General features: G+C 52.6%; 23 protein-coding genes. 15 read left to right on the top strand and 8 right to left on the bottom strand.

Annotated elements, in window-relative coordinates:
- Positions 1–39: 39 nt before the first annotated feature.
- Positions 40–723, bottom strand: coding sequence for a DUF1045 domain-containing protein (locus tag ACO0LH_RS13990; RefSeq protein ID WP_422941715.1), 684 nt, complete (start codon positions 721–723; stop codon positions 40–42).
- A 22-nt stretch (positions 724–745) separates the two neighbouring features.
- Positions 746–1,630 (bottom strand): amino acid ABC transporter substrate-binding protein, encoded by an 885-nt coding sequence (locus ACO0LH_RS13995; RefSeq protein WP_422941716.1) that lies wholly within the window; start codon positions 1,628–1,630, stop codon positions 746–748.
- Positions 1,631–1,880: 250 nt separating this feature from the next.
- Between ACO0LH_RS13995 and ACO0LH_RS14000 the strand changes: the two genes are divergently transcribed.
- Positions 1,881–3,041, top strand: a complete 1,161-nt coding sequence (locus tag ACO0LH_RS14000; RefSeq protein ID WP_422941717.1) for an alpha-D-ribose 1-methylphosphonate 5-triphosphate diphosphatase — start codon at positions 1,881–1,883, stop codon at positions 3,039–3,041.
- Here ACO0LH_RS14000 and ACO0LH_RS14005 read toward each other — a convergent pair whose 3' ends face one another.
- Positions 3,042–3,881 (bottom strand): SIR2 family NAD-dependent protein deacylase, encoded by an 840-nt coding sequence (locus tag ACO0LH_RS14005; protein WP_422941718.1) that lies wholly within the window; start codon positions 3,879–3,881, stop codon positions 3,042–3,044.
- A 179-nt stretch (positions 3,882–4,060) separates the two neighbouring features.
- Between ACO0LH_RS14005 and ACO0LH_RS14010 the strand changes: the two genes are divergently transcribed.
- The 8 genes from ACO0LH_RS14010 (at position 4,061) to ACO0LH_RS14045 (ending at position 13,704) form a co-directional block, all read left to right on the top strand.
- Entirely contained in the window at positions 4,061–5,290 is a 1,230-nt protein-coding gene (locus ACO0LH_RS14010) for an ABC transporter substrate-binding protein (RefSeq protein WP_422941719.1), read from the top strand.
- 217 nt (positions 5,291–5,507) lie between these two features.
- On the top strand, positions 5,508–5,981 hold the full coding sequence (gene acpS / locus ACO0LH_RS14015) for a holo-ACP synthase (protein WP_422941720.1): 474 nt from the start codon (positions 5,508–5,510) through the stop codon (positions 5,979–5,981).
- Entirely contained in the window at positions 5,978–6,217 is a 240-nt protein-coding gene (locus tag ACO0LH_RS14020) for an acyl carrier protein (protein WP_422941721.1), read from the top strand. Before acpS ends, ACO0LH_RS14020 begins: the two co-directional genes overlap by 4 nt.
- A gap of 1 nt (position 6,218) precedes the next feature.
- Positions 6,219–7,385, top strand: coding sequence for an acyl-CoA dehydrogenase family protein (locus ACO0LH_RS14025; RefSeq protein ID WP_422941722.1), 1,167 nt, complete (start codon positions 6,219–6,221; stop codon positions 7,383–7,385).
- Between the two features lie 11 nt (positions 7,386–7,396).
- Complete coding sequence (locus ACO0LH_RS14030) at positions 7,397–8,308, top strand: amino acid--[acyl-carrier-protein] ligase (protein ID WP_422941723.1); 912 nt, start codon at positions 7,397–7,399, stop codon at positions 8,306–8,308.
- The gene (locus ACO0LH_RS14035) at positions 8,305–9,300 is read left to right on the top strand and encodes a DUF1839 family protein (protein WP_422941724.1); all 996 of its coding nucleotides are present in this window, start codon (positions 8,305–8,307) and stop codon (positions 9,298–9,300) included. The genes ACO0LH_RS14030 and ACO0LH_RS14035 overlap by 4 nt, the downstream gene beginning before the upstream one ends.
- Positions 9,290–11,869 (top strand): glycosyl hydrolase 2 galactose-binding domain-containing protein, encoded by a 2,580-nt coding sequence (locus tag ACO0LH_RS14040; RefSeq protein ID WP_422941725.1) that lies wholly within the window; start codon positions 9,290–9,292, stop codon positions 11,867–11,869. Before ACO0LH_RS14035 ends, ACO0LH_RS14040 begins: the two co-directional genes overlap by 11 nt.
- The gene (locus ACO0LH_RS14045; protein ID WP_422941726.1) at positions 11,869–13,704 is read left to right on the top strand and encodes an alpha/beta fold hydrolase; all 1,836 of its coding nucleotides are present in this window, start codon (positions 11,869–11,871) and stop codon (positions 13,702–13,704) included. The genes ACO0LH_RS14040 and ACO0LH_RS14045 overlap by 1 nt, the downstream gene beginning before the upstream one ends.
- On the opposite strand, the gene ACO0LH_RS14050 is transcribed toward ACO0LH_RS14045, so the two are convergent.
- The gene (locus ACO0LH_RS14050; RefSeq protein ID WP_422941727.1) at positions 13,673–14,956 is read right to left on the bottom strand and encodes a lipopolysaccharide biosynthesis protein; all 1,284 of its coding nucleotides are present in this window, start codon (positions 14,954–14,956) and stop codon (positions 13,673–13,675) included. The genes ACO0LH_RS14045 and ACO0LH_RS14050 overlap by 32 nt on opposite strands.
- 156 nt (positions 14,957–15,112) lie before the next feature.
- Between ACO0LH_RS14050 and queC the strand changes: the two genes are divergently transcribed.
- From queC to ACO0LH_RS14065, 3 genes are all read left to right on the top strand, one after another.
- On the top strand, positions 15,113–15,829 hold the full coding sequence (gene queC / locus ACO0LH_RS14055) for a 7-cyano-7-deazaguanine synthase QueC (protein WP_422941728.1): 717 nt from the start codon (positions 15,113–15,115) through the stop codon (positions 15,827–15,829).
- A 73-nt stretch (positions 15,830–15,902) separates the two neighbouring features.
- Positions 15,903–16,646, top strand: coding sequence for a metallophosphoesterase family protein (locus ACO0LH_RS14060; RefSeq protein WP_422941729.1), 744 nt, complete (start codon positions 15,903–15,905; stop codon positions 16,644–16,646).
- Positions 16,647–16,664: 18 nt separating this feature from the next.
- Positions 16,665–18,107, top strand: coding sequence for a protein kinase domain-containing protein (locus tag ACO0LH_RS14065; protein WP_422941730.1), 1,443 nt, complete (start codon positions 16,665–16,667; stop codon positions 18,105–18,107).
- Between the two features lie 13 nt (positions 18,108–18,120).
- On the opposite strand, the gene ACO0LH_RS14070 is transcribed toward ACO0LH_RS14065, so the two are convergent.
- Together ACO0LH_RS14070 and ACO0LH_RS14075 are read right to left on the bottom strand one after the other, a co-directional pair.
- Positions 18,121–18,876 carry a DUF3108 domain-containing protein gene (locus tag ACO0LH_RS14070; RefSeq protein ID WP_422941731.1) on the bottom strand — a complete coding sequence of 252 codons (756 nt, stop codon included), beginning with the start codon at positions 18,874–18,876 and terminating at the stop codon, positions 18,121–18,123.
- A gap of 1 nt (position 18,877) precedes the next feature.
- A complete protein-coding gene (locus ACO0LH_RS14075) occupies positions 18,878–20,020 on the bottom strand; it encodes a DUF3108 domain-containing protein (RefSeq protein ID WP_422941732.1) in 1,143 nt (380 codons plus the stop codon).
- Between the two features lie 129 nt (positions 20,021–20,149).
- Between ACO0LH_RS14075 and ACO0LH_RS14080 the strand changes: the two genes are divergently transcribed.
- Both ACO0LH_RS14080 and ACO0LH_RS14085 read left to right on the top strand, forming a co-directional pair.
- Positions 20,150–21,460 (top strand): branched-chain amino acid ABC transporter substrate-binding protein, encoded by a 1,311-nt coding sequence (locus ACO0LH_RS14080; protein WP_422941733.1) that lies wholly within the window; start codon positions 20,150–20,152, stop codon positions 21,458–21,460.
- A 62-nt stretch (positions 21,461–21,522) separates the two neighbouring features.
- The gene (locus ACO0LH_RS14085; protein WP_422941734.1) at positions 21,523–22,407 is read left to right on the top strand and encodes a PhaM family polyhydroxyalkanoate granule multifunctional regulatory protein; all 885 of its coding nucleotides are present in this window, start codon (positions 21,523–21,525) and stop codon (positions 22,405–22,407) included.
- Positions 22,408–22,802: 395 nt separating this feature from the next.
- Here the strand turns inward: ACO0LH_RS14085 and ACO0LH_RS14090 are convergent, their stop codons facing one another.
- The gene (locus ACO0LH_RS14090; protein WP_422941735.1) at positions 22,803–23,252 is read right to left on the bottom strand and encodes an OsmC family protein; all 450 of its coding nucleotides are present in this window, start codon (positions 23,250–23,252) and stop codon (positions 22,803–22,805) included.
- A gap of 448 nt (positions 23,253–23,700) precedes the next feature.
- Between ACO0LH_RS14090 and ACO0LH_RS14095 the strand changes: the two genes are divergently transcribed.
- Complete coding sequence (locus tag ACO0LH_RS14095; protein ID WP_422941736.1) at positions 23,701–24,237, top strand: hypothetical protein; 537 nt, start codon at positions 23,701–23,703, stop codon at positions 24,235–24,237.
- A 68-nt stretch (positions 24,238–24,305) separates the two neighbouring features.
- Here the strand turns inward: ACO0LH_RS14095 and ACO0LH_RS14100 are convergent, their stop codons facing one another.
- A complete protein-coding gene (locus tag ACO0LH_RS14100) occupies positions 24,306–24,857 on the bottom strand; it encodes a PadR family transcriptional regulator (protein ID WP_422941737.1) in 552 nt (183 codons plus the stop codon).
- Between the last annotated feature and the right edge of the window lie 144 nt (positions 24,858–25,001).

Below are 25,001 nucleotides of genomic sequence, written 5' to 3' on the forward strand. Positions count from 1 at the left end.
TTTTTTTAAATTTTGTTTAAAAATTTTTTGAAGGGCGGCTTAGGAAAAGGCAAAGCGTGCCAGCAACTGAAAATCTGCGCCTGCCTGATTTTCGGCGAACAAGGCGATTCCTTGTATGCGCAGCGGTGCTGTGAGGGTAAAGTAAGCGACAGCCGCATCATGCATGCGCTGTGCAGCCAGGCTCTGGTCGAGGGTGTCGCTCAAGGTCAGGTGAAAGCGGAATTCTTCATCCACATACGGATAGCCCCATTGTTGCAACAAGGCGGCCTGTCTTGGCCCGAGTTGGTGCCGCTGGCGGCGTGCCATGTCGTCCTGGTTCAGCGGTGCACGAAAGCCATCAAACTGCCGCACACAGGCAAATGCCAGATCATTCAGGGATTGCTGGTGTTCTGCCGCGCGCAGGGCAAGAAAATTACCCATCCACTGCACTTGGGGAGAGATGATGTCTATAGCTGCCTGCTGACTGCAAAAGCTCTGCAATGCCAGTCGCAGTTCCTGTTCCGTGCAGCCTTCTGCCAGCCGGAAAGGCGCTTTCAGCGTTGCGTGAAAACCATAACGACGCGCATCTCGTGTCAACTGTCTCTGCGTGTCTGCGTCAATACCGTCTATCGCTGGCTGGCTGACAGCCCGCATGGCTTCGGCATCACGCCCCAACCACTGACAACCAGCCTGCCACCAGGCACTGTCAGTTTCCGGCGCAAAATACAGGGCATAACGCTTCATGCTTCAGAAGAGTCAGCCGTCATCAATCTGCTACCTGGTCGGTAGGGAAACGCAGTGAATCACGCAACAAAAAGCCCATGGACATACCCATGTTGATGCCTTTTGGCGGAATCGGTTTCATGAACCATTTTTCGTAGATGCGATAAATTTCGCCTTCATGGATCATACGCAGCATTTCAGTATCGACGATCTTTTTGAAGGCAGGGTCATCCTTGCGCATCATGATGGAATACGGTTCTATCGACAGCGGGTCACCAACGATATTGAAGCCAGCTGGAGACTTGGATTCGGCGCGCAGGCTATACAGCAATACATCATCCATGGGGAAGGCATCGGCCTTGCCTTCTTCCACCATCTTGAAAGACTCCTGATCGCTATTACCCTCTACCAGCTTGATATTGAGGGAAATCGTATCATTCCTGTCGTTCAGCAGTTTGACGGTGGTGGTGCTTTTGGTCGTGACGACAGTGCGGTTACGCAGTTGTGGCCAGTTCTTGATGCCGCTGTCAGCCTTGACAAGCGCACGCACGCTGGAAAAGAAATGGGGGATGGTGAAAGCGACGCGTTTGCGCCTGTCCGCATTATTGGTGGTGCTACCGCATTCCAGGTCGATCTTGTCTTCCAGCAAGGCGGTAAAACGTGTGGTGGAATCGACCGAATAAAACTGCACTTTCATGTTCGGCATCTTCAGTTCTTTTTTGAGCGCTTCTGCCACTTTGAGGCAGAGGTCAACTGAATATCCTAGCGGCTGCTTGTTTTCATCCGTATAGGAAAACGGGGCAGTTTCGCGTATCCCTATCACCAGCGCCTGGTTTTTGCGGATTTTTGCAATCGTGTCTGCTGCCTGTGCATGGAGAGAAAGCGACAGGCACATCATCGTAGTAATTCCAGCCAATACTTTGCGCATTATATTTCCACCTGTTGTTATTTTGATCAACACCTAGGGATATCACCGAAGCTAACTCAATGTAACAGCCATGGTACAAGACAAAGTATGAAATTCAGTCGTCAGAACGATACAAGATTTCGTTGCAAAGTTTAAATAATGTTACCCGACGTCATCTTTGTGATTTTAAAGGCAATTCTTTTGAGGCGCTTATCACCACGTGAGAAATCATGCTAAGGTGGCAGCTGTGATTTTCTGACTTCGATTTTTTATGAATTTTTCATATTCCGACACTTCCCCATTTGCCATACGCAATGCCCGCATTGTGACTGCTGACAGTGTTTTTAGTGGTTCTTTGATGGCAGACCAAGGGCGCATCACCGTTCTGAGTACCGGTGCCGACGGCTTGGCAGGAGAAGACTGGCAAGGCGATTTCCTCTTGCCTGGCCTGGTGGAAGTGCATACCGATAATCTGGAAAAACACCTGATGCCGCGCCCCAAGGTTAGCTGGCCGGTGATGCCTGCCATTATTGCGCATGACGCACAGATCGCTGCTGCTGGTATTACCACAGTGCTGGATGCCATCTCGGTGGGAGACATCGACCCCGAGAGTGTACGCATGCAAACCCTCAATACCTGCACGCAGGGTTTGCGCGACGCTGCTGATGCCGGCTTTTTGCGGGTCAGCCATTTCCTGCATATGCGACTGGAACTGGCAGAGCCGGATTTGCTACACCTGTTTTCGCCATTTTTACAGGATGATCGCCTGAAACTGGTATCGCTGATGGACCATACACCGGGACAGCGTCAGTGGACAGACCTGGCGCATTACCGCGTCTATGTCACCGGCAAACGTGGCTGGAGCGAACAGAAAGTCGATCAGATGCTGGGGCTTTTGCATGAGCGTCAGCAACGTCATGTGCTTTCCAACCGCCAGCAAGTCATACGCCTGTGCCAGCAGCATAGCCATCCTATCCCGCTGGCTTCGCATGATGACACCACGGCAGAGCATGTGCATGAAGGCGTGGCTGAAGGTGTCAGCATTTCTGAATTTCCGACGAGTTTGCTGGCGGCACAAACGGCAAGGCAGCAAGGTCTGGCGATTGTCATGGGGGCACCCAACCGTGTGCGCAACGGCTCGCACTCCGGCAATGTGTCTGCCAGTGAACTGGCCAGACATGATTTGCTTGATATCCTGTCGTCTGATTATGTCCCGGCCAGTCTGTTACAGGCGGCATTCATGTTAGAGAAAGATGGTTACAGCTTGCCAAAGGCGATCGCCACCGTCAGCCGCACGCCGGCACAAGCGCTGGGTCTGCATGACAGGGGCGAAATTGCTATCGGGCTCCGTGCCGATTTTATCCGTGTACGCATGCTCAAAGACATGCCGGTCGTCGTGGGGGCCTGGCACGCTGGCAGGCAGGTTGCCTGATCAGTCTGTCGTATCCATCAGGGCTTGAATGGCTGTTAATGCCTCCAGCGCACCCATGGCCAGACCCAGGTCCTGCGCGAAAGTGACCTGAGGTTCACGCAAATTGATGCGCAGTAGGCGGCCCCCGTGTTCCAGCACAAGCCGCTGACTGAAATTGCGCACCGTTGGTATGGCGGTACCGGCACCCAGTTCTATCACCAGCGGACGTTTCAGCCTGCCTAACCATTCAGCTTGCCGCCTGGCTTGTTCTTGTTGTCTTCGCTCGTTCCAGTCCCAGTCACCAAACATCAGAATATTTGGCCTGGCCATGCCACCACAATGCGGGCAGGTTGGTGCCGGATTCAATAACTGGCAATTGAGTTCATCCACATCCGGAATGAATTCATCTGCTGGCCATATCGCGTCACGACAAGGCAGCAGGCATTGCAGATAGTGAATCGACCCATGACATTCGTGCATCTGCGTGGCCGCGATGCCAGCCTGTTGAAAATGCCCGTCCACATTGCTGGTAAATACACTCAGGCCATGTGGCATGGCTTGCCCCCAGCGCTTTAGCAGGGCAAACCCATCATGGGCCTGGGTTGTACGATAGAGCGCCAGCCTGTGTCCATAAAATCCCCAGGCTTGCTGTGGGCGGCGGCGAAAGGCTGCCGGACTGGCAATTTCATGAAAAGGGATAGCCTGCTGGGCAAGCGCCGGGTAAGCTTTCCAGAAACCTTCGGTACCCCGAAAATCCGGCAAGCCGGAATCCACGCCCATGCCAGCGCCAGCCGCAATCAGCAGGCCATCTGCCTGGCGTATCAGGTCAACTGCATGGTGAAGTAAGTGCGCTGGCAACATGGGATGGTGGTGGAAGGAAATATATCGCTACTGTGCCATTAGTGGCGAATCAGGGCAAGTGCACCCTATACAGCCACAAGCCTTACTCTTACAGTGCAAAAGCATGAAATCTTTGCAATTGACAGACCATTCTGGTGCAAACTATCGTCTCTACCTATTTTCCTGCAATGGAGTTTCCTATGCTGCGCATTTCTACGCTTTGGGCTGGATTGCCCGGATTGCTCATGTCGGTTTCGCTGATAACGGCAATATCACTTCCGGCGCAGGCAGAAGATGCACCAATCCGGATAGGTATCATAGGCCCGTTTACAGGTAAGTCTTCTACCGATATGGGGGAGAGCATACGTGGTGGCGCACAAGTATTTTTGCAGGACATCAACCAGATCGGCGGCGTCATGGGACGTCGCATAGAGCTGGTAGAACGTGATGACCAGGCCAAGCCGGATATTGGTGTGGCATTGGCCAAAGAACTGGTGGAAAAGGAAAAAGTGGTTGCCGTGGTTGGTTTTGCCAACACTGGCGTGGCTTTGCCGTCGGCCAAGATCTTCCAGGATGGCAAGGTCCCGCTCATCATCAGCGCTGCGACGGGAGCGGCCATCACCAAGCAGTTCATGCCGCCAGCCATGCAAAACAGCTATATCTTCCGGCTGGCTGCCAGTGACAACCTGCAACCGTCGGTGATATTGAATGATGTCATCGACAAGCGCAAACTGACACAAATCGCGGTATTGCACGATGACAGTCCTTACGGGCAGTTTGGTAAAGATAATCTGCTGGCGGAATTGCTGCGTCGCAAAATGACACCTGTCGCTGTGGAAAGTTTTAAAGTCGGTGACCAGGACATGAGCGCACAACTGGCAAAAGCCAAACAGGCTGGGGCGCAAATTGTCGTCCTGTATTGCCTGAGTACCGAAGCGGCAATGGTGGCCAATAACATGAACAAGGCCAGGATGAATATACCCCTGACAGGCTCCTGGACCCTGTCACAACGCAGCTTCATGGAGCTGGCTGGCAATAATGCTGAGGGGGCACGTATGCCTGTGACTTTCATCGAAAACGAATCCAGCAACCGCAGTAGCAGTTTTGTCAGTAACTATCTGCGTATCAACAATGTCAAATCCATTCCTTCAGCCGTCGCGGCCGCGCAAACTTATGACGCTTTGAGAATATTGACACTGGCGCTGATGCAGGCAAATTCTACCGAAGGTGAAAAGATCAGGCTGGCGCTGGAAGACATGAAATACGATGCCACTTCCACCGTCATTTCGCGCTACAAAAAACCCTTCTCTAAAACAGATCACGAAGCAGTCGCCCAGAATATGATCTTCATCGGCGAAATCCGGCGTGGGCATGTTGGTTATGCCTACAAGGAAGACGCCAACAGCAGCCTGATCGTGCGTACCAAGTAAGCAGTTTTTGGGCTGTGATCAAGGCTGTGGAATTGTGACGGGCATGACATAAAATTTCACAATATCATTTGCTTCGTAACCTGAAAACTTAACTAAATTTAACTTAGCTTTTGTTGGCATTCGGCTATGCTATTAGTTTTAAAGCATGTCAAGAATGGCTGATATGGATCGTGCAACTAGCTTACTCCCCTTTTCTATCCGTCAACGTGCGTGGAGAATGAAAGCGCGTTCCATACCGGCATCACAAGAGATCCGGGTAGGCACCGATCTGGTATGGATACCTGACATTCAGGCATCGATTGCCAACTTTGGCGACCGCTATTTGCAGCAATTGTTTTGTCCAGAAGAGTTGTATGATTGTCGTGGTGAGGAAGCCAGCCGCAATGCCAGTCTGGCGGCAAGGTTTGCTGCCAAGGAAGCCCTGATGAAGGTATTACGCCCCTCACGTGATACGGTTTTGAACTGGCAAAATATCCAGGTGCTCAAACGCAGGGATGGCAGCCCGGAACTGGTACTGCTTGCAGAAGCCTACAACCTGGCACGAAAGGCAGGCGTCCAGCAGTTGACGGTCAGTCTAAGTCATGAACACGAATATGCGAGCGCAACAGTGTTGGCAACGTGTCGGAAACCCTTAAAAAATCACCGGTCTTCAATCTCTTTGAAAGAGCGGGATCAGGAAAGTCTATTATGAGCAAAGCACAAATTCGTCAGGTATTAAAAGAGCACGGAAAATTTTCTACAGAAATCGACACTCTCGCTGATGATGCCGACCTGTATGCTGCCGGCATGACTTCACATGCCAGCGTCAACGTCATGCTGGCACTGGAAGATAGCTTCGATCTGGAATTTCCCGACCGTATGCTCAAACGCAGTGTATTTGAAAGCATCAATGCGATTGATGCTGCCATTCAAGAATTGACGGCATGATATGAGCGCCACGTCTGCACTCATCGCGGCTGCCAGGTTGCTTGCCAAAGAGCATGTCGCACCGTATGCCGATGCGATTGATCAGGAGGCACGTTTCCCGCAGGAAGCCGTGACTGCGCTCAAGCAGGCGAAATTACTGAGTGCCTATGTGCCTGCGAACCTTGGTGGTGCCGGTGCCAGCCTCAGCGAACTGGTCGACGTGTGTGAAATTCTGGCGCGTGAGTGTGCGGCCACGGCAATGATCTTTGCGATGCACCAGATACAGGTCATTACCATAGTACGTCATGCGGCAGACAATGCCTGGTATCAAAATTACCTGCGTGAACTGGTTCAGCACCAGTACCTGATCGCTTCGGTGACTTCCGAAGTTGGCGTTGGTGGTGAAATGCGTCGCAGCCAGTGCGCTATCGAACCCGATGGTGACCGCTTTCACCTGATCAAGGACGCCACCACCATTTCTTACGGTGCCCAGGCTGATGATTTGCTGGTAACGGCCAGACGTGCGCCAGACGCGGCAAACAGTGACCAGTCCCTCGTGCTGGTGCGCAAAGCTGACTACACTTTGCAGCAAAAGGGGGGGTGGGACACCATGGGCATGCGTGGTACGTGCAGCCCACCATTTTTAATGACATCGACGGGTGAACTTGCCCAGATCATCGCCATGCCGTTCGGTGATATGTCTGCTCAAACGGTAGTCCCGGTCTCGCATTTATTGTGGGGTGGTTGCTGGATGGGCTGTGCAGCAGCGGCTGTCAACAAGGCCAGGGCCTTTGTACGCGGGCAGGCACGCGCCAATCCCGGCACCGTGCCGCCGACTGCATTGCGGCTGGCAGAACTGGTCAGCATGATGCAAAGCCTGCGCACCTCCGTGCAGGCTTGCCTTACCGAATATGAAGCCCTGGCTGTGGCAGACGATGCCGCCATCGGTACACTGACTTCGATGGCTTATTCACTGAAGATGAATAATCTAAAAATTGATGCAACCCAGGCACTGCCGCTCATCGTTACCAAGGCGCTGTCCATCTGCGGCATACTGGGCTATAAAAACGACAGTAAGTTCAGCATGAGCCGCCATCTGCGTGATGCACATTCAGCTGCCATCATGGTGGGCAATGACCGCATACTGGCCACCAATGCCAATCTTTTGCTGGTGCTGAAAGACGATTAAGAAGGAACAAAATGTCTATCGATTTTTCTCCTGAGCTGCTGACAGACGATCTGGTCGCTGCCGGTCATATTATTCCCGTTGGCGTGCAGGGTATTTTTGGACGCGGACCGGTATTTGAAGATGTCTTGCGCCGCTTCGATGACTATGTCTCGCGTATCGCCATCGACGATGGGGCAACCAGAATGTCCTTTCCGCCCTGCCTTGATCGCAGCGTACTGGAACGCAGTGAATATCTGGATTCTTTCCCGCAACTGGCGGGGACGATTTTCAGCTTTACCGGTAATGAGGCGCAGCACAAGGAGTTGATAGAAAATGTCCACGAAGGACGCCCGTGGACACATTTGCAGACCATGACGGCCGTATGTCTGACCCCAGCAGCCTGTTACCCGGTGTACCCCAGCTTTACCGGCACCATCCCGGCAGAGGGCCGCCTGGTTGACATGCAAAACTGGGTGTTCAGGAATGAACCATCGGCCGAGCCTACACGCATGCAATCATTCCGGGTACGTGAATTTGTCCGTGTCGGCACGCCAGATATGGTGGTCGAATGGCGTGATATGTGGCTGCAACGTGGTCTGAATATTTTACGCTCACTGGGTTTGCCAGCAAATTCCGATGTGGCATCTGATCCCTTTTTTGGACGTGGTGGCCGCATGCTGGCCGCCAACCAGCGCGAGCAGCAACTGAAATTTGAAGTACTGGTGCCGGTGATTTCTCAAGAAAAACCGACGGCAGTATGTTCGTTCAATTACCATCAGGACCATTTCGGCAAGCTGTTTGAGATCCGCCAGCAAAATGGTGAGCTGGCCCATACTGCCTGTCTGGGTTTCGGTCTGGAGCGCATCGTCATGGCCCTATTCAAGACCCACGGCATGCGGCCAGAAAACTGGCCTCAGGCCAACCGCGATATTTTGTGGCCATGAGCCTGCATGCGCTACCTGGTTTGACGGCCAGTGCTTATCAGCCGCATGCTCTGCATGGCGCTGACCGCGCCTGGGCTGAAACCAATTGCTATATCGATGTATGGATAGAAGTATTGCATGCGCAGGGGCTGAACCCGCTGGCTTGCCTGCCCATGGTTTTTGCCAATGATTTCGACGGCGATCAATGGACCTTTTACAAGCCGCCGCATGAAGACCTGTTTGCCCTGTATGGTATCGATGTGAAGGAACTGAATGTCTGGCGTGGCCTGCTCGAAAATGCCAGTACCCAGCTCAGCCGCGGGCGGCTGGTGCTGACAGAAACCGATTCGTTTTACCTGCCCGATACGGCAGGCACGGATTACCGCACAAACCATGTCAAGACTACCATCGCGATACAGGAAATTGATCTGCCCAACCAGCGGCTCGGCTATTTCCATAACAGCAGTTATCATGAATTGCAGGGTGATGATTTTGTGCAGACCTTTCATGTCGGCATGCCTCATGACCCGGCTTTCATGCCCTTGTTTGCCGAGTTCGTGCGCCTTGATCATGTGCAGAAAAGACCCGAACCAGAACTGGCGGCCATTTCTGCCAAACTGCTACAAAAATACCTGACTCGCCGTCCCGTGGTGAACCCCGTGCACTTATTCCAGCCGGTTTTCCTGCGTGATGTCGAGCAACTGAAAAACGAGGGCATGGCTGCCTATCATGCCTATGCGTTTGCCAGCCTGCGCCAACTGGGGGCCGGTTATAGCCTGGGCGCGCATTATCTGCGCTGGTTGCAGGCATCCATGCATGTCGATTTTTCTTTGGCAGCAGCTGAATTTGAGTCCATCTCTGAAATTACCAAAACTCTGCTATTGAAAACTGCCCGTGCTGTGATGGGCAAGAAAGCAGTGGATTTATCGCCGCTGCTCGAACAGTTGGCCGGACATTGGCAACGGGGTATGGATGCGCTGGATTTCAGCACGCAAAAACTGCATGACAAATGAAGCCGGCTATCTTACCGCCATGAATACGCGTATCGCTCTCAATGCAGGCTGGCAAGTCACGCAAGTGGCCAGTGCGCAGTTCGTGTTGCCTTCGGCTTTGCAAGCCGCGAATTTGCCCTGTTTAGCCGCGCAGGTACCCGGTACGATCGCCAGTGCATTGCGCGCGGCAGGGCAGTTTGAATATGGTGCCCATCACTTCGATGATGTCGATATCTGGTTCCAGTGCAGATTGACGATCCCGGCAGATGCTGCCAGCCTGTGCTTTGACGGTCTGGCAACACATGCTGAAATTTACTGGAATGACAGCTTGCTATTGCGCAGCGAAAATATGTTCGTCGCGCATCGGATTGAGCTTGCTGAGCATGTAGTCAGCGGCGACGGGGTATTGAGTCTGCATTTTCTGGCGCTGAATCCTTTGCTTGCACAAAAACGCCCGCGGCCACGCTGGAAAACCCGCCTGGTTGAACAACAGCAAATCCGCTGGATACGTACCAGCCTGCTGGGTCGCATGCCGGGCTGGTCACCACCAGCAGCACCTGTCGGCCCTTACCGACCAATATGGCTGGAAATGCATCGGCCTGTGCGTATCATCAGCCAGCATATCGCCAGCAGACGCGATGGCGATGATGGCCTGGTCGAGGTCGAACTGCTACTGCAAAGTCAGCATCCTGTGTCTGCGGCTAGCCTGTATATTGACGACCTCGCGCAAGAACTGAGCTTGCAGATCCTGCCAGACGGCACACTGAAATCTACAGCTGTATGCCGCATACCGCAAGCCAGGAAATGGTGGCCACATACCCATGGGGAAGCGGCGTTGTACAGCCTGCAATTGCAAACAGAAAGCAATGGTCAGCTTGAAACGATAGCATTGGGGCAAACCGGTTTTCGTGATATCAGGCTTGATCAGAACAATGGTGATTTTCATCTGCATGTGAACCAGCAATCAGTATTTTGCCGTGGAGTATGCTGGACACCTGTCGATGTGTTAAGCCTGCATGCTGACTTGGCAGCGTTGCGCGCGATGTTAACGCTGGTACGCGATGCAGGCATGAACATGCTGCGTGTGGTCGGTACCATGTGTTATGAAGTTCCCGAATTTTATCGCCTGTGTGATGAAATGGGCATCCTGGTCTGGCAGGATTTCATGTTTGCGAATATGGATTACCCGGTCAGCGATGCCGCCTTTGCGACCAGCATCGCGCAGGAGGCACAACAATTTCTGGCACGTACGCAAACATCACCTTGCATGGTAGTTTTGTGTGGCAACAGTGAGATTGAACAACAGGCAGCCATGCTGGGACAGCCTGCTGGATTATGGCGCAATGTTTTTTTTGCCGATACACTGCCAGCCCTGTGTCAAAGCTGGCGGCCGGATGTCATTTACTGGCCATCCAGCCCCAGTGGCGGCGTCATGCCATTCCAGGTCGATACTGGCGTCGCCCATTATTTCGGGGTAGGCGCTTACCTGCGTCCGCTGCAAGATGCACGCCGCAGCGGTGTGCGTTTCACATCCGAGTGCCTGGGCTTTTCCAACATGCCCGATGATGAGCTGATCGACAGCATGCTGAAAAATGGCGAGACAGTCGGCCCGCATCCTGCCTGGAAGCAGGGCATACCGCGTGATAATGGCACTGCCTGGGACTTTGAAGATGTGCGCGATCACTATATGGCCAGCCTGTATCAGCTCGACCCTGTGCATTTGCGTTCAACCGACAGAGAACGTTATCTGATACTGGCCCGTACCAGCACGGGTGAAGTCATGGCCGCCAGCATCAGTGAATGGCGACGTGCGGGCTCAGCCTGCCATGGAGCGCTGGTCTGGTTCTGGCGTGACCTCCGGCCCGGTGCAGGTTGGGGTATTGTTGATGCATATGGCAAGCCCAAGGCTGCTTATTATTATCTGAAGCGTGCCATGGCTGCCTTGACGGTCCTGGTGACGGATGAGGGCCTGAATGGCCTGGCATTGCATGTCGTCAACGATACTGCAAAGGCGTTCAACGGGGAACTTGAGCTAAACCTGTTTCGTCAGGCGGGTACCAGGATTGCCCATGGTCGCATTCACATACAAGTGGATGCACATAGTAATCTTACATTGCAGGACTATGCGCTATTGCCGCATTTCATGGATACCAGCTATGCCTATCGTTTTGGCCCGCCCGGGCATGATGTGGTAGTGGTAAATTTATATCAGGCCGGTAGCGATGCACCTTTGGCAAACGCGTTTCATTTTCCGGAAGGTTTGACGCAGGGCTTGAATTTCACGCGGGAATCCGATCTCGGCCTCAAGGCAATCTGTCGTGTCGATGACGATGGGCGCCATGTATTGCATTTGAGTACGCAAAAACTGGCATTGGCAGTCGCAGTACATATGCCCGGTTTTATACCTGCCGATAATTATTTCCACCTGGCGCCTGGCAGCAGTTATCAGGTGCGTTTGCATGCTACCGGCACGGGGTCTGCACCAGCGCGGGCACAGGCGCATGCACAAGCGCAAAATGCACTTGCCAGCGTAAGGATAGAATTTGCCGATGCGCCCGCTGCCACCATCAACAATCAGGCAGAGCAATAGTGGCCGCGCAACAGTTCCCCAGCAGAGACATACTTTATTCGCCGCAAGCCTTCTGGTTCGGCGATGATGCCTGTCCCATGCTGGGTTGGCATCATCCGGCAAAGATCAGGGATGCCGGTGGCAGCCGCCAGTGCGGTGTCGTGTTATGTCCGCCATTTGGTCATGAATACATGGTCTCGTATCTGGCCTATAAACACCTTGCGGTGCAACTGGCCACAGCCGGTTTTGATGTCTGTTTTTTTGATTACAACAATACCGGTGATTCTGCCAACACCGATGGCGACAGGATCGCGCTATGGCAGGAAAACATATGTCAGGCTGCAAGGCATTTGCGTCAGCTTGCCGGGCTTGAACATATTGTTCTGGCCGGTTTGCGTCTGGGCGGTTTGCTGGCGGCCAGTGTGGCAAAGGATATTGATGCAAAAGCCTTGTTGCTGATGGCGCCTGTTATTTCTGGCCGTGCCTATGCACGGGAGATGATGGTGTTGCGCAGCATGAGTGCGTTGCAAACAGATGTCGAGCCTGATCCAAAACGCCCAGCGGCGCATGTGGTGACGGATGATGAACTGACCGGTTATGAATTCAGTGCCGATACCAGAAACAGTATGGGCAAGCTGGATTTAATGAAGATGCCTGCGCCAGGATTTCCCGTTTATATTCTGGCGCGTGATGACATCAGCGGGCAGGAAGCAAAGCTGGCAAACGCCTGGCACCATCATGACCATGCCCTGCATTTATCGACATCGGCTGGTTATGCAGCCATGATGACTGAAGATGCCCATGAAACCGAAGTGCCATTGGCCGCCTGGCAAGAAATGACAGCCTGGCTGGGGCAGTACTTCCCAATCGTACCAGCAGTCAGCAAAAATGCGTTCACAACGCAGCAACATGCCACCATACAGTTCGCGCAGACAGCGGTGCAAGAGCAGTTACTGGAATTCGAAGGCATGTTCGGCATCGTCAGCCGGGCTGAACATGCTGATGTCAGGCAATATCCAACCGTAATCCTGTGTAATATTGGTGCCAATCATCATGTTGGCAATCATCGTCTGTATGTGACACTGGCTCGCACGCTGGCCAGCCAGGGTTTTCATGTTTTGCGCTTTGATAAATCTGGCATAGGCTATAGCAAAGCCACACCTGACGGTCTGGAAAATGATGTGCATGCCGAGTCAGGTGTTGACGATGTCAGCAGCGCCATGCATTTCATGCAAGCCAGATATCATAGCCCCTCTTTTGTTCTGGCCGGATTGTGCTCAGGAGCCTACCTGTCTTACCTGACTGCGATCAGGGATAGCCGGGTCAGCGGCCTGGTGTTGATGAATCAGTTGACCTATCGCTGGCGTGAAGGTGACAGCATTGATGCACGGCGTAAAAATTCCATCAAATCCACCCATTACTATTTGCATGCGCTGGCAAAATTAGATACCTGGAAACGCCTGTTCAGCGGAAGGGTGGGTTTTCGTCAGATCGCCGGTAATATGCTGCGCCGCATCGTCAGGCGCGTGCAAACACAGTGGCAACTATTGACTACCCATCTGATCAGGAGCAATCTCTTGCTGGGCAGGGTGGCGCGCAGTTTCAGAACCATGGAGGAACGCGGCACCGAGCTTTTGCTGATCTATGATGCCAGCGACACCGCCGTGGATGTGATGACAGAACAACTGGGGCGGCATGCCCGCCTGTTAGGTGACAGCGAACGAATACATCTGGAAATATTCAGTGGCGCTGACCATACGTTTACCCCGCGCTGGGCACAGACCGCCTTGGCCAAACTGATCAGCAGCCATTTGCAAAAACGTTTCAGCTCTGCTTCTGCAAACGCGGTAAAATAAATTTCCAGACCACGATCAGTTCAAAAATTTCGACGATGATCAATGCCAGTATCGCACCCTGCGCGCCCAGGCGCGGTATGCTGACATAGGTAATCAGCATCACCAGGGCCAGCGTGACACTGCCCAGGAAAAACATCTCTTTATAGGCACCGCCACTTGACAGCCATGAAGTGCCAACCCAGCGTGCGGCATTGATGGCGAAATAGCCACCCCACAGCATGACCATGGGATCAAGCCCGCTGTATTTGGCGCTGATGACGTGGGCTTCCAGCCACGGTAAGGCAGCCAGCAAAACCAGCACATAGGCAATCACCACCAGTTCTATGCCAGCAATCGAAAAAAGCGTCAGGCGGCGCAGTCCACTCCAGTTGCTGGCAGCCATCAGGCGGCTGGCTTCTGGCCTGGCCACGCGCGACCAAGCAGCTACTGCCAGCGGTATAGGCATGAGTATCAGGCGCGAGGCGTTCAGGTCGGCAATGGCCGCCACTCCCAGCCAGGCACCTGACAGATACACATAGCTGTAATTTGACAGCCAACCCACAATGGCCCCTGAAACTGCCCAGCGGCCATGACCACTGATGGTTTCCTGATGATCTACCAGGGCTTGACGGATTTCTTCTTCTGCATGGGCTTCAACCTCAGCTTCGGTATGTGCCAGGAAATGCTGACGGCTGACCAGAGTACACAGGAAAGAGGAGATCGCCAGTGCAGTGAAAACTGTCACCAGATCAAAATGCTGACTGAAGTAGAGGGCCGCCAGGCCGCCGGCCACCAGGCAGACATACAATACATCTTGCCGCAGTACCGAAATGATATCGGCCTGGATGAAGCCGACGGTACGGCCATATTCGCGTATACCATTGCCAAATAGATAGGCAAAAAAGGCCGCGCCCAATAGCCAGTACTTGTTGCTGTAATGCGTCGCGGCCGGGAAAAATTCCACAATCGCGAAAGCCAGTGCACCCATGCCCAGCGTCCAGATGACTTGCTTGTACCAGTAGTGACGCAATAATGATTTTCGCGTGTCACCCATCACCGAACTGGCGACCGTGGTCAGCGGGCCGGCGATCCATGAGTCCACCACCAGACCCACCAGCAGGCCACCTGCATATAATTGCACATATAAACCATAGTCATCTTTCGCCACCAGATTCATGAGCAAAATGCCAATGGCAAAATTCAGGGCGCTAAGCAAGCCCTGGTCAATGACTGACAAAATCGAAGACGACAAAAATTTTTTATGGAAACTCATGAGCTTGCGCGGGATAGTGATGGCATATCATGCAGGGATGCGTATCATATGCCAAGACTTTCTGAGATATTTTCAGCTGCACCTTACCATTAAGCCCCTATGATGTACAAAGTTTTGCACACTTTTACAATGCCTTAACCTGAATTTGCGATTTTTATGAATAATTTAACACTCAATGACCGCGCCCTGGTTCTTTTCAGTGGCGGCCAGGATTCTGCCACTTGTCTGGCCTGGGCACTGTCCCGTTATCAGCATGTGGAAACCATAGGCTTTGATTACGGTCAGCGCCATGCCATCGAGTTGAGTGTACGCCCTGTGCTGATAGAAAAAATGCGGGAGTTATCCCCAGAATGGCAAGCGCGCCTTGGCGAAGATCACATGATAGACCTGTCGCTGATTTCGCAGTTGTCGCACACTGCAATGACAGAAGATATCGCTATAGAAATGCAGGAAAACGGTTTGCCCAACACTTTCGTACCGGGCCGTAATCTGATGTTCATGATGACCGCTGCCACTCTGGCTTACCGCCGTGGCCTGAACGTGCTGGTCGGCGGCATGTGCGAAACCGATTTTTCCGGCTATCCCGATTGCCGTGACGACACCATGAAAGCGCTGCAAGTAGCGCTGAACCTGGGTATGAATACACGCCTGAAACTGGAAACACCGCTGATGTGGATCAACAAGGCGCAAACCTGGAAACTGGCAGAACAACTGGGCGGTACGGCCCTGGTGGATCTGATTTGCGCTGACACCCATACCTGTTACCTGGGGCAAAGGGGCGACATGCACCCGTGGGGACATGGCTGCGGCACTTGCCCGGCCTGCGCCTTGCGCGCCCGCGGCTATGAACAATACCGTGCTGGGGAGTATTGATACCGCTTCGACTGTCATGCAGTTGTTAGTTTATTGGCCTACAATGAAGTAAATTGTCTGCTTGAATGCCCTGATGCTAATTGCCATCCTCACTGATTTACACGCAAATCGCGAAGCTGTTACGGCCTGTCTGGCGCATGCCGCGCAAAAAAAAGCTGGCCGTTATGCTTTTCTTGGCGACCTGGTTGGTTACGGCGCAGACCCAGGCTGGGTGATTGATACCGTGATGGATTATGTCAGGCAGGGGGCCTGGGCACTGATTGGCAATCATGATGCGGGTTTGCTGCAGGGTGACGGCCAGAGCATGAACCCGGTTGCACGCCAGGTGGTGGACTGGACCCGTGCACACCTGATGCCAGAACAATCGGCTTTTATCAGCCAGCTTCCCTATCGTATTGAATGGGAAGACTTGCTGTTCGTCCATGCCAATGCCTGGGCTCCGGAAAAATGGGAATATATCGATGGCGTCATGGAAGCCACACGCAGCATGCACGCCACCAAGGCAGCGATCACTTTTTGCGGGCATGTGCATATGCCCACCTTGTTCCATATGAGTCTGACTGGCAAGACCGGTGAGTTCATGCCCACGCCGGAAACCAGTATTCCCTTAAACAGGCAGAGGCGCTGGCTGGTGATACCTGGTTCTTGCGGCCAGCCACGCGACGGCAATCCTGCGGCCTGCTACGCCACTTTTAATACCGAGACACGCGACCTGACCTATTACCGTATTCCTTATGATGCCGAAGCAGCCTGCAAGAAAATCATTGATGCCGGTTTGCACCCCAGCCTGGGGCGGCGGCTGCTGACAGGCAATTGACATAGCCAGGGAACAGCGATGAGCGTAGTCCGTCATCACAGTCTGCAAAGCGGTATGGAATTCGATGGCTACCGCCTCGAAGAAAAACTGCATACCGGTGGCATGGCCGCGCTGTGGCGTATCACCGATTTGCAGCAACGTCATGACTCTGGCGAACAAGCTGGCCAGGACGGGCCTGCGCTGATCATGAAAGTTCCATTACTGTATTCCAGTGAAGACCCGACTGCGATTGTCGCGTTTGAAGTTGAGCAGATGATCATGCCCAAACTCAGGGGCAGGCATGTGCCCCATTATTTTGGTGCTGGTGATTTTGATGCCCAGCCCTATATCGTGATGGAGCATATTGCCGGAGACTCTTTACGCAGCCGTTTTGAGAAAGCACCGCTGCCTATTGATGAAGTCGTCGATATTGGCACCAGGATTGCCCATGCCCTGCAAGACCTGCACAGGCAACACGTGATCCATCTCGATATCAAACCCAGCAATATCATGTTCCGGTCAGATGGTACGGCAGTGCTGATCGATTTCGGCTTGTCACGACATGATCGCCTGCCAGATTTACTGGATGAAGAATTTCGCCTGCCCATGGGCACCGGCCCCTATATCTCGCCAGAGCAAGTGCTGGGAGTGCGCAATGAGCCGCGCAGCGATTTGTTCTCACTTGGTGTACTGTTGTATCACCTGGCAACAGGTGAACGGCCGTTTGGTCACCCGACGACCATTTCGGGCCTGAAAAAACGTTTGTACCGCGACCCCATCCCGCCGCGCAACCATCGTGCTGTTCTGCCTGCCTGGTTACAGGAAATCATCCTGCGCTGTCTTGAGGTCATGCCACAGGCGCGTTTTGATACCGCCGCCCAACTGGCTTTCCTGCTACAAAATCCTGAGCAATTACAACTGACGGCAAGGGCCGACAAGCATACGCAAGATGGATTTTTATCTGTCGTGAAGCGACGCTTTCAGGTCGGCGGTGCCGAACCGGCCTTATTGCACAGCGTGTCTGAACAATTGGCAAAAGCACCGATTATTGTTGCTGCGCTGGATTTGGCCAGTGGCTCTGAAGCATTGGCAGAAAGTCTGCGTCATATCACACGACGCATGTTGCAGACTGAACCGGGTGCGCGCCTGGCCTGCCTGACCATACGCAAGGTCAGCCGCATAGGCATGGATGACAGTTTGATACAGCAAGGTGAAAACATTCATGTCAAACAACTGGTCGATCTCAAGCACTGGGCGCGCCCGCTTGATGTCGATCCTGACAAGATCACCTTCCATGTGCTGGAAGCCCCCGACCCTGCGGCAGCCATCATCGACTATGCACATAACAACAGGGTTGATCACATCATCATCGGTTCACGCGGCAGCTCGGCGCTGCGCCGCTACCTCGGTAGTGTATCGGCACAAGTGGTGGCCGAGGCTGCATGTACGGTCACCGTCGTCAAGGCGCAGGAAAAAGAATAAGGCAAATGCCTTCTTAATTTTTCTTGACGCTTTCCAAAACCTGATCAACAAAATCGCCATCGGCATCACTGAATTTCAATCTGACCGGATACCATTCCAGGCTGGGTGCCAGCCATAACTCCAGTTGCTGGTCTTTGGAATCCGCTGGCGGCGCCTTGGTGATATGGATGACGGCCAGGTCCCCCATCGGGGTCTTGATGTTGGCAGGACCTATGACCTTGAATGTCCAGGGATCGGCATCGCGGCGGCCAGCAACAAACATTTTCCACTCACTGCCAGGCTTGAAATTGTCGCCAGCTGCACGGGCGATGGCAATCAACTGCCAGCTTGCGCTGGTCCTGTCCTGCTCCCCGCCTTTGAGGGTATAGGTTTCAGCAGATGCACTAAAGCGCAGTGTCTTGCTGTCACGCTCAAAACTGGTGGTCGTGGCGGGTTTGTTAAAACGCTTTTCTATGAATTTTTCTGGCGCGAGCCCATATTCATCAATGCTGCCGTGGCTGCTGGCATCGAGAATTTTACCTACCAGCATGGCGCGGGTTTCCGTGACGATACTGTATTTCTGGTCGCTGCCAACTTGCCATTTGACGAAGGCTGAACCACTCAATGGCAGGCCGCTTTGTTTGGCCTTGATGCTATATTGCAGTTCAGCCGAAGGCGGTAATTTAAATGCGTTCTTGACCGCGGCCTCATTCGTCGCTGCCAGACTGCCCGCTGAAGCGCTGATGGCGACAGCGGCCAGCAGAGATGTGATATTGGAAATCATGCGCATATTATCTTCCTGTATTGGTTGAATTGCCGGTATTTGTGCCTGCGATTTTAGTCATGGTCTGCGTAGTAACGGCACCATTGCTTTCGGTATTGCGTATCTGCACCGGGAACCAGTAATACTCAGGTGCCAGCCAGACTTCCAGCCTGGAATTGTAAGAGCCGGGACGCGGCGGTCTCACCACATGCCAGGCCTTGACCATGCCCGACTTGGTGTCGATTTCTTCGAGACCGCTGACGACAAAAGTGAAGGTGTTGAGATCACGTTCTTCTGCTACCTGTAATGTGATTTCCCGCCCTGCCTGGAATTTTTCTGGTTCGGCATAGGCAATTGCCGCCAGTTGCATCAGGACGCTGGCTTTATCCTGCACCCCTTTTTCCACCGCGGCGGTTTTATTTGAAGATGAAAAACTCACGGTTTTCGCTTCATGGTCAAAATGAGTGGCGGTTTCACTGCGGTTGCGCCGGGCTTCGGTACTGATAGCGGGTGTGATTCCGTACAGGCCAATTGTGCCTTCACTTTGCAATTTATACAGGTTCAGCGAAGTCACCAGCAAATTCAGTGCGGCGCTTACAGTCATCTTGTAATGCGTACCCTGCAAATCCCAGATGATTTCACCTTCGCCATAAGTCGGATTGCGGTTATTCTCCGTGCGAACGATACGCATGCTAATTTGCCCCGATGGCGGCGGGCGAAGGACATAGGCTGGCGCTTCGTTGGTGGGGAGCGCAACAGGATCAGCTTGTTGTTCTGGTGCTTGTGCAACTTTTATTTCCGTGGATGCCGCTGCCAGCATCTCGTCTGCTTGTGAGATGGCAGAAGGGTTTTGATACGATGAGCCTTCCAGCGATGCAAGTTCCTGAGTGATAACTGACTTGTCTGCATTTCTCATTATTGATGGCGGCATAGGTATTTTCGAGACCACTTTGGCCTCGCTGTGCTGCTGGCTGGTCTGGATTTCAGGCTGGGCCATGATTTCCCGCAGTTGCACTGCGATGGCAGATTCTTTGATGCGTGGTTTTTCTTCTACCCGACTGGTATCAAGGCCATATAGCACGAGCATATGCAGAACGAGCGCAAACGCAAAGAACAGCAGGCCTTGGCGGCTGATGATAGTGCTGGCAACAGGGATAGCAGAAGAATTCATCACGTTAGTGTAAACGCAGCAGCAAAAATTTGGATGACTGTCGCGTGAATACAAGAGAGTAAAATGCCATTTTTACAGCATGCAACCAGGCTCAGCCTGCAACATGCTGATCAATACAGGAAAGTTCAGATGTTAAAAACCATAAGACTCAAGTGTAGCGGTCTGGCAAAGACTGTGCTCATGGCCGGTATGCTTGGTATTTTAAGCCAGTTACAGGCTGCGGATCCAGGTAGCCTGCCGAAGCCGGGAGGCGCTCCGATACGTATTGGCATGATAGAAGGCATGAGCGGAGCCTTCAGCAATGCGGGTGAAGCCGTGCAAAGGAATTTGCAAATGGCCATAGACAATGTCAATGCCCGTGGTGGCGTGCGTTTGCCGGATGGCCGCCATCCCCTTGTACTGAATATTTTTGACAACAAGCAGGGTGTGGAAGAATCACTGACGGCGTTAAAACACCTGACCGATCAGCATATCCCTTTTGTCGTGCAAGGCAATAGCTCAGCCGTAGCCCTGGCGCTGGTCGATGCCATCAACAAACATAATCAGAGGACGCCGGATAATCGCGTGCTGTTCCTGAATTATTCTGCCGTTGACCCCATGCTGACCAATGAAAAATGCAGTTACTGGCATTTCCGTTTTGATGCCCATGCCGACATGCGCATGCATGTACTGACAGAGGTGATCAGGGATGACAGCCGCGCCAAAAAAGTCTATCTCATCGGTCAGGATTACAGTTTTGGTCGCCAGGTAGCCAAATCAGCACGCAGCATGCTGGCTGAAAAACGCCCCGACATCAGCATAGTTGGTGAGGACCTGCATCCCATAGGCAAAATCAAGGATTTTGCACCCTATGTGGCAAAGATCAAAGCCAGCGGTGCGGATACCGTCATCACCGGTAACTGGGGTAATGACCTGAGCCTGCTTGTAAAGGCTGCCAAAGACGCTGGCTTGAACGTGAAGTTTTACACTTTTTACGGCAATGGCCTGGGTGCGCCTGCTGCCATTGCAGACGCCGGCCTCGGCAAAGTACGTGCCGTGGCAGAATGGCATCCCAATGCCGGTGGTGCTGAAAGCGATTTGTTTTATGCACAGTTTCATCAGCGCTATCCTGAGCCCAGGGATGACTACGTCCATCTGCGCATGCATGTCATGATAGAAATGCTGGCTGCCGCCATGGAAAAAGCCAAAAGCACGGAAGCCGCAACTGTAGCGCATGCGATGGAAGGTGCACGCTACAAAAACGGTTTTCATGACGCCCTCATGCGTAGCGAAGATCATCAGTTGATACAACCGCTGTATGTATCCGTGATGCAAAAAAAGGGTGAAAATGGCGTGCGCTTTGATAATGAAGGCAGCGGCTATGGCTTTAAAACCGAGCGATATTTCGATGCACGATTGACGGCACTGCCGACCTCATGCAAGATGCAGAGAATACCATGATGCAAAAAGTATAAGTACCTTGTACAGGTCAATTTCGGTGTAACAATTTAAGGAGCGATGTCATGAGCAATCCGTTTTCTGGTACTGAAATTCCTGGTATGAATGCCATGGGCGATACCCTTTCCTTCGTCAAGAAACTATGGGGCGGCATGCAGGTACCAGGCATGGTTGCGCCCCCCATGTCGGTTGATGAGCTGGATAAAAAAATCACCGATTTGAAAACGGTTGAATCCTGGCTGACCGTCAACATGAACATGCTGCGTGGCACGATACAGGCGCTGGAGGTGCAACGCGCCACCATCGCTACCCTGCAATCGCTGGGTGAAAGCTTTGCCCAGCATGCGCAGCAGGCGACAGCGATGGCTGAACAGGCTACTTCTTCTTTTTCTTCCGCACCTGCTGCTGCAGCGACACCGGCAGCGAGCGGCAATGCCGACTGGCCCATGCATCCGGCAACCGCCAAGATGGCAGAACCCGAACCTGACCCGGATGAAGAAATCGATGAAGAAACCGACGATATGCCACCAGACGCCAATGCCGCGCAGGCAGAAGTAGAAACTGCGGCAAAGATGACTAATAAGACAGCAGGTAAAACTGTCGAACCATCAGAAGCAAGTACCCAATTCGTCAACCCCGCAGCGTGGTGGGGCTTGTTGCAGGAACAGTTCAAGCAAGCTGTCAGCAAGGCGCTGGAAGGGGAGCAAATCAAGGCAGCGACAGAAACAGTGCCAGAAAAAAAGATGGCAGCAAAGAAAACGGATACCAAGCCAGCAGCACCCAAGTCGACCAGCAAGGCACCCGCGGTAAAAACGGCGAAAGCTGCAAAGCCAGCAAGTAAAGCGAAACCAGCCGCTAGCAGCACATCGGCCAAAGCAGGCACCAAAAAGACAACCCGGCCTGCGGCAAAATCTGTTGCCACGGCTGTAAAGACAAGCAAGGGAAAATGAAGTTACCCGGCGAGAATGCTTAATGAACAGGCATGCACTCAGTCTGTATGCGTACATGCGCGGGCCTTCAGTGAAAACCCCAAAACGAGACCCGGTTGACATCAAAAAGGCATGGGGTTCCGATGTCCCGAAAGCATTTTTACGATCTGTAGTGAGTGTGTGTCAGCGGGGCGAGGACAGCATTCACGGCAACATCAGCGTAGCGCAAAAAGTGAAATGTACTCCGGTACATAAGCATGTTGCGCAGAACACGAGCCCGACCAGACGCGCTTAAGATCGCGAACAGCTTCTTGGTCGTGTTCATTCCTTCCCATGAAGGAAGTACGCTGATGGTTGTAGTCAATGTAACAGGCCTGCCTGAGTAGCTGGCAATGGTCCCTGAATCATTCAGTCTTTCAAGGCGTCGTATCAAGTCGTAGCGTTGCCGTCAGCACGATCTCGGGAACACTGGCAAGTGCCTTCGACAAGGGGCAGTCACGCTTTGCCGCGGCGGCAATTTCCTGAAATTGTTCTTCGCTGATACCCGCCACTGTCGCTTCCATTATCAGGGCGATACGATCGATAACGAAACCTTCGCCTTGTTTGGTTAAACTGACACTTGCTTTGGTATCGATATCGGTAGTTTTCACACCCGCTTTTTCACAGGCAAAAGAAAACGCCATCGTGAAACAGGCCGCATGGGCAGCACCCAGCAATTCTTCCGGATTACTGCCGCGTCTGTCATCTTCAAAGCGGCTGGCAAAGCCATAAGGATAAGCTTTCAGTGCACCGGTTTCGGTGCTGATAGCGCCGACAGCAGTTTTCCCAGAGCCTTCCCAATGTACGCTGGCGATTTTTTCACTCATGATGATTATCCTGTTTTGTTGTTGAAAATAAGGGTAAATGGTTTGCGCATTGCTTTGCGCATGTACAGCAAGTATGTGAGCCGCGCGACCGCAAACCGTATCTAATGGCACGTCAGGCGGTCACGGATTTTTGATGATCTGGTTAGAGACTATGCTTGTACATAGTTCTCATCTGTACGTTGGCACACGGAACAGATAGTGATGGCATGTGAACATATTTTCCGAGGAGCATTATCTCGGGACAACTATCTTTTTATACCGGAAATTTTTCTGGCAAACCTTCCCATTTTCGTACGATAGCGTACAGATCATGGCCAGGCTACGTATTAACATAAGCCATAGTTTAAAAACGCCCGTTTTTCGCACTATTGCCCACTCGGTATGTCTGGATGTAGTGCCTCTTCGCAGATCTAAGTGCCTATATCAACCCATATCACTGGGGAAAAAAATGAATGCGTATCTTCATCATGTATCCGAGATGTTATCAGAGCTATTTTTCGAACTGTTTACAAACCGGTCTAAAACTGAAAAAAATGCCGACATATTGTCTGTAAGAGGCTTATCGTATGAATACCAGCAGCAACCGCATGGTGATCTGCCCAAGCAGCCAGCCGTGGACACCGGTGACTGGCACTTGAAATACATACTCGTCAATGGAGTGACAGGTACTGCTGTTGGCACAGCTGTGGCGGCCTTGACAGAAATGGTTCTGGCCGTAGCCAACGCTTTTCTTGCGGTAAGCAGTCCCTTTATTGCGCCCTTCGTCATTATGGGCTGGGGCGCCAGTATTGGCGCGCTTTTAGGTATAGCGCAAGCGGTCGTGGGGCAAGATGCGGTTAATACATCTGCTGCTCAAGCCGGGGCGAGAAAAGAAGAAAATGAAGATACGCAAGGCTGGTTGTCTGGGTTGATAGATGATGCCATCGCCACAGGGCAGTCGGTACTGTCGGTACCAGCCGACACCGACCAAAAACATTATTCTTAACGCTTGATTCTGAGGGCTTGAATTGATTGAGGCTTGCGCTGGTCTGCCAATGTGGTTTGCTTGCCTGCTTAGTTGTTTGCCTCGATACTTGTATTAGCGCGCAAAACCTGCAAGGCTTCTTTGGTCCACTGGACTCGGTTTTCTTCAAAGCTGATCCCGGCTTTTAAAATCAGGTAGCGTAATTGCGCTTCGCGCGGCAGCGGCAGGTTGCTGAAGTCGCGTTGTTCTATCTGTCTGTAGGTTTGTAATTCCTGCTCATGCAGGTGCAGGCGACGTTCGAATTCTTCTACCAGACCGAGCGGGCCGATGGCAGCGTCAGCACGCAGTTTGACCATCATGTCGTCGCGCAATTTCATGGGCGCACTGCTTTCACTGGCCCAGCGCCGCAATTCTTCCGTACCGGCGGGTAAGACCCTGAACTGTTTTTTGCCAGCACGCCCCCCTTCCACTTCTGTTGATATGACCCAGCCCTGGGTTTCCATGCGTGCCAGTTCGCGGTAAATCTGTTGATGCGTCGCATGCCAGAAATAGCCTATCGACTTGTCAAAACGTCGCGCCAGCTCATAGCCGGAGCTGGGTTTTTCAGCGATGGAAGTCAGCAGTGCGTGAGGCAAAGACATGATTAGAGGACATATTCGAGGTGAATTTCAGACATTTTATATGCAACTGGTTGCATAAATAAAGCAATTTCGCTATTCTTCTTATGCACTCAGTTGCATAAGATGTTTTATGCCTGCGGAATTTACGTCTACGGATTTCAGCCA

The organism is Undibacterium sp. TJN19 (assembly GCF_049339485.1).
In the GTDB taxonomy this organism is placed as follows: Bacteria; Pseudomonadota; Gammaproteobacteria; order Burkholderiales; family Burkholderiaceae_D; genus Undibacterium.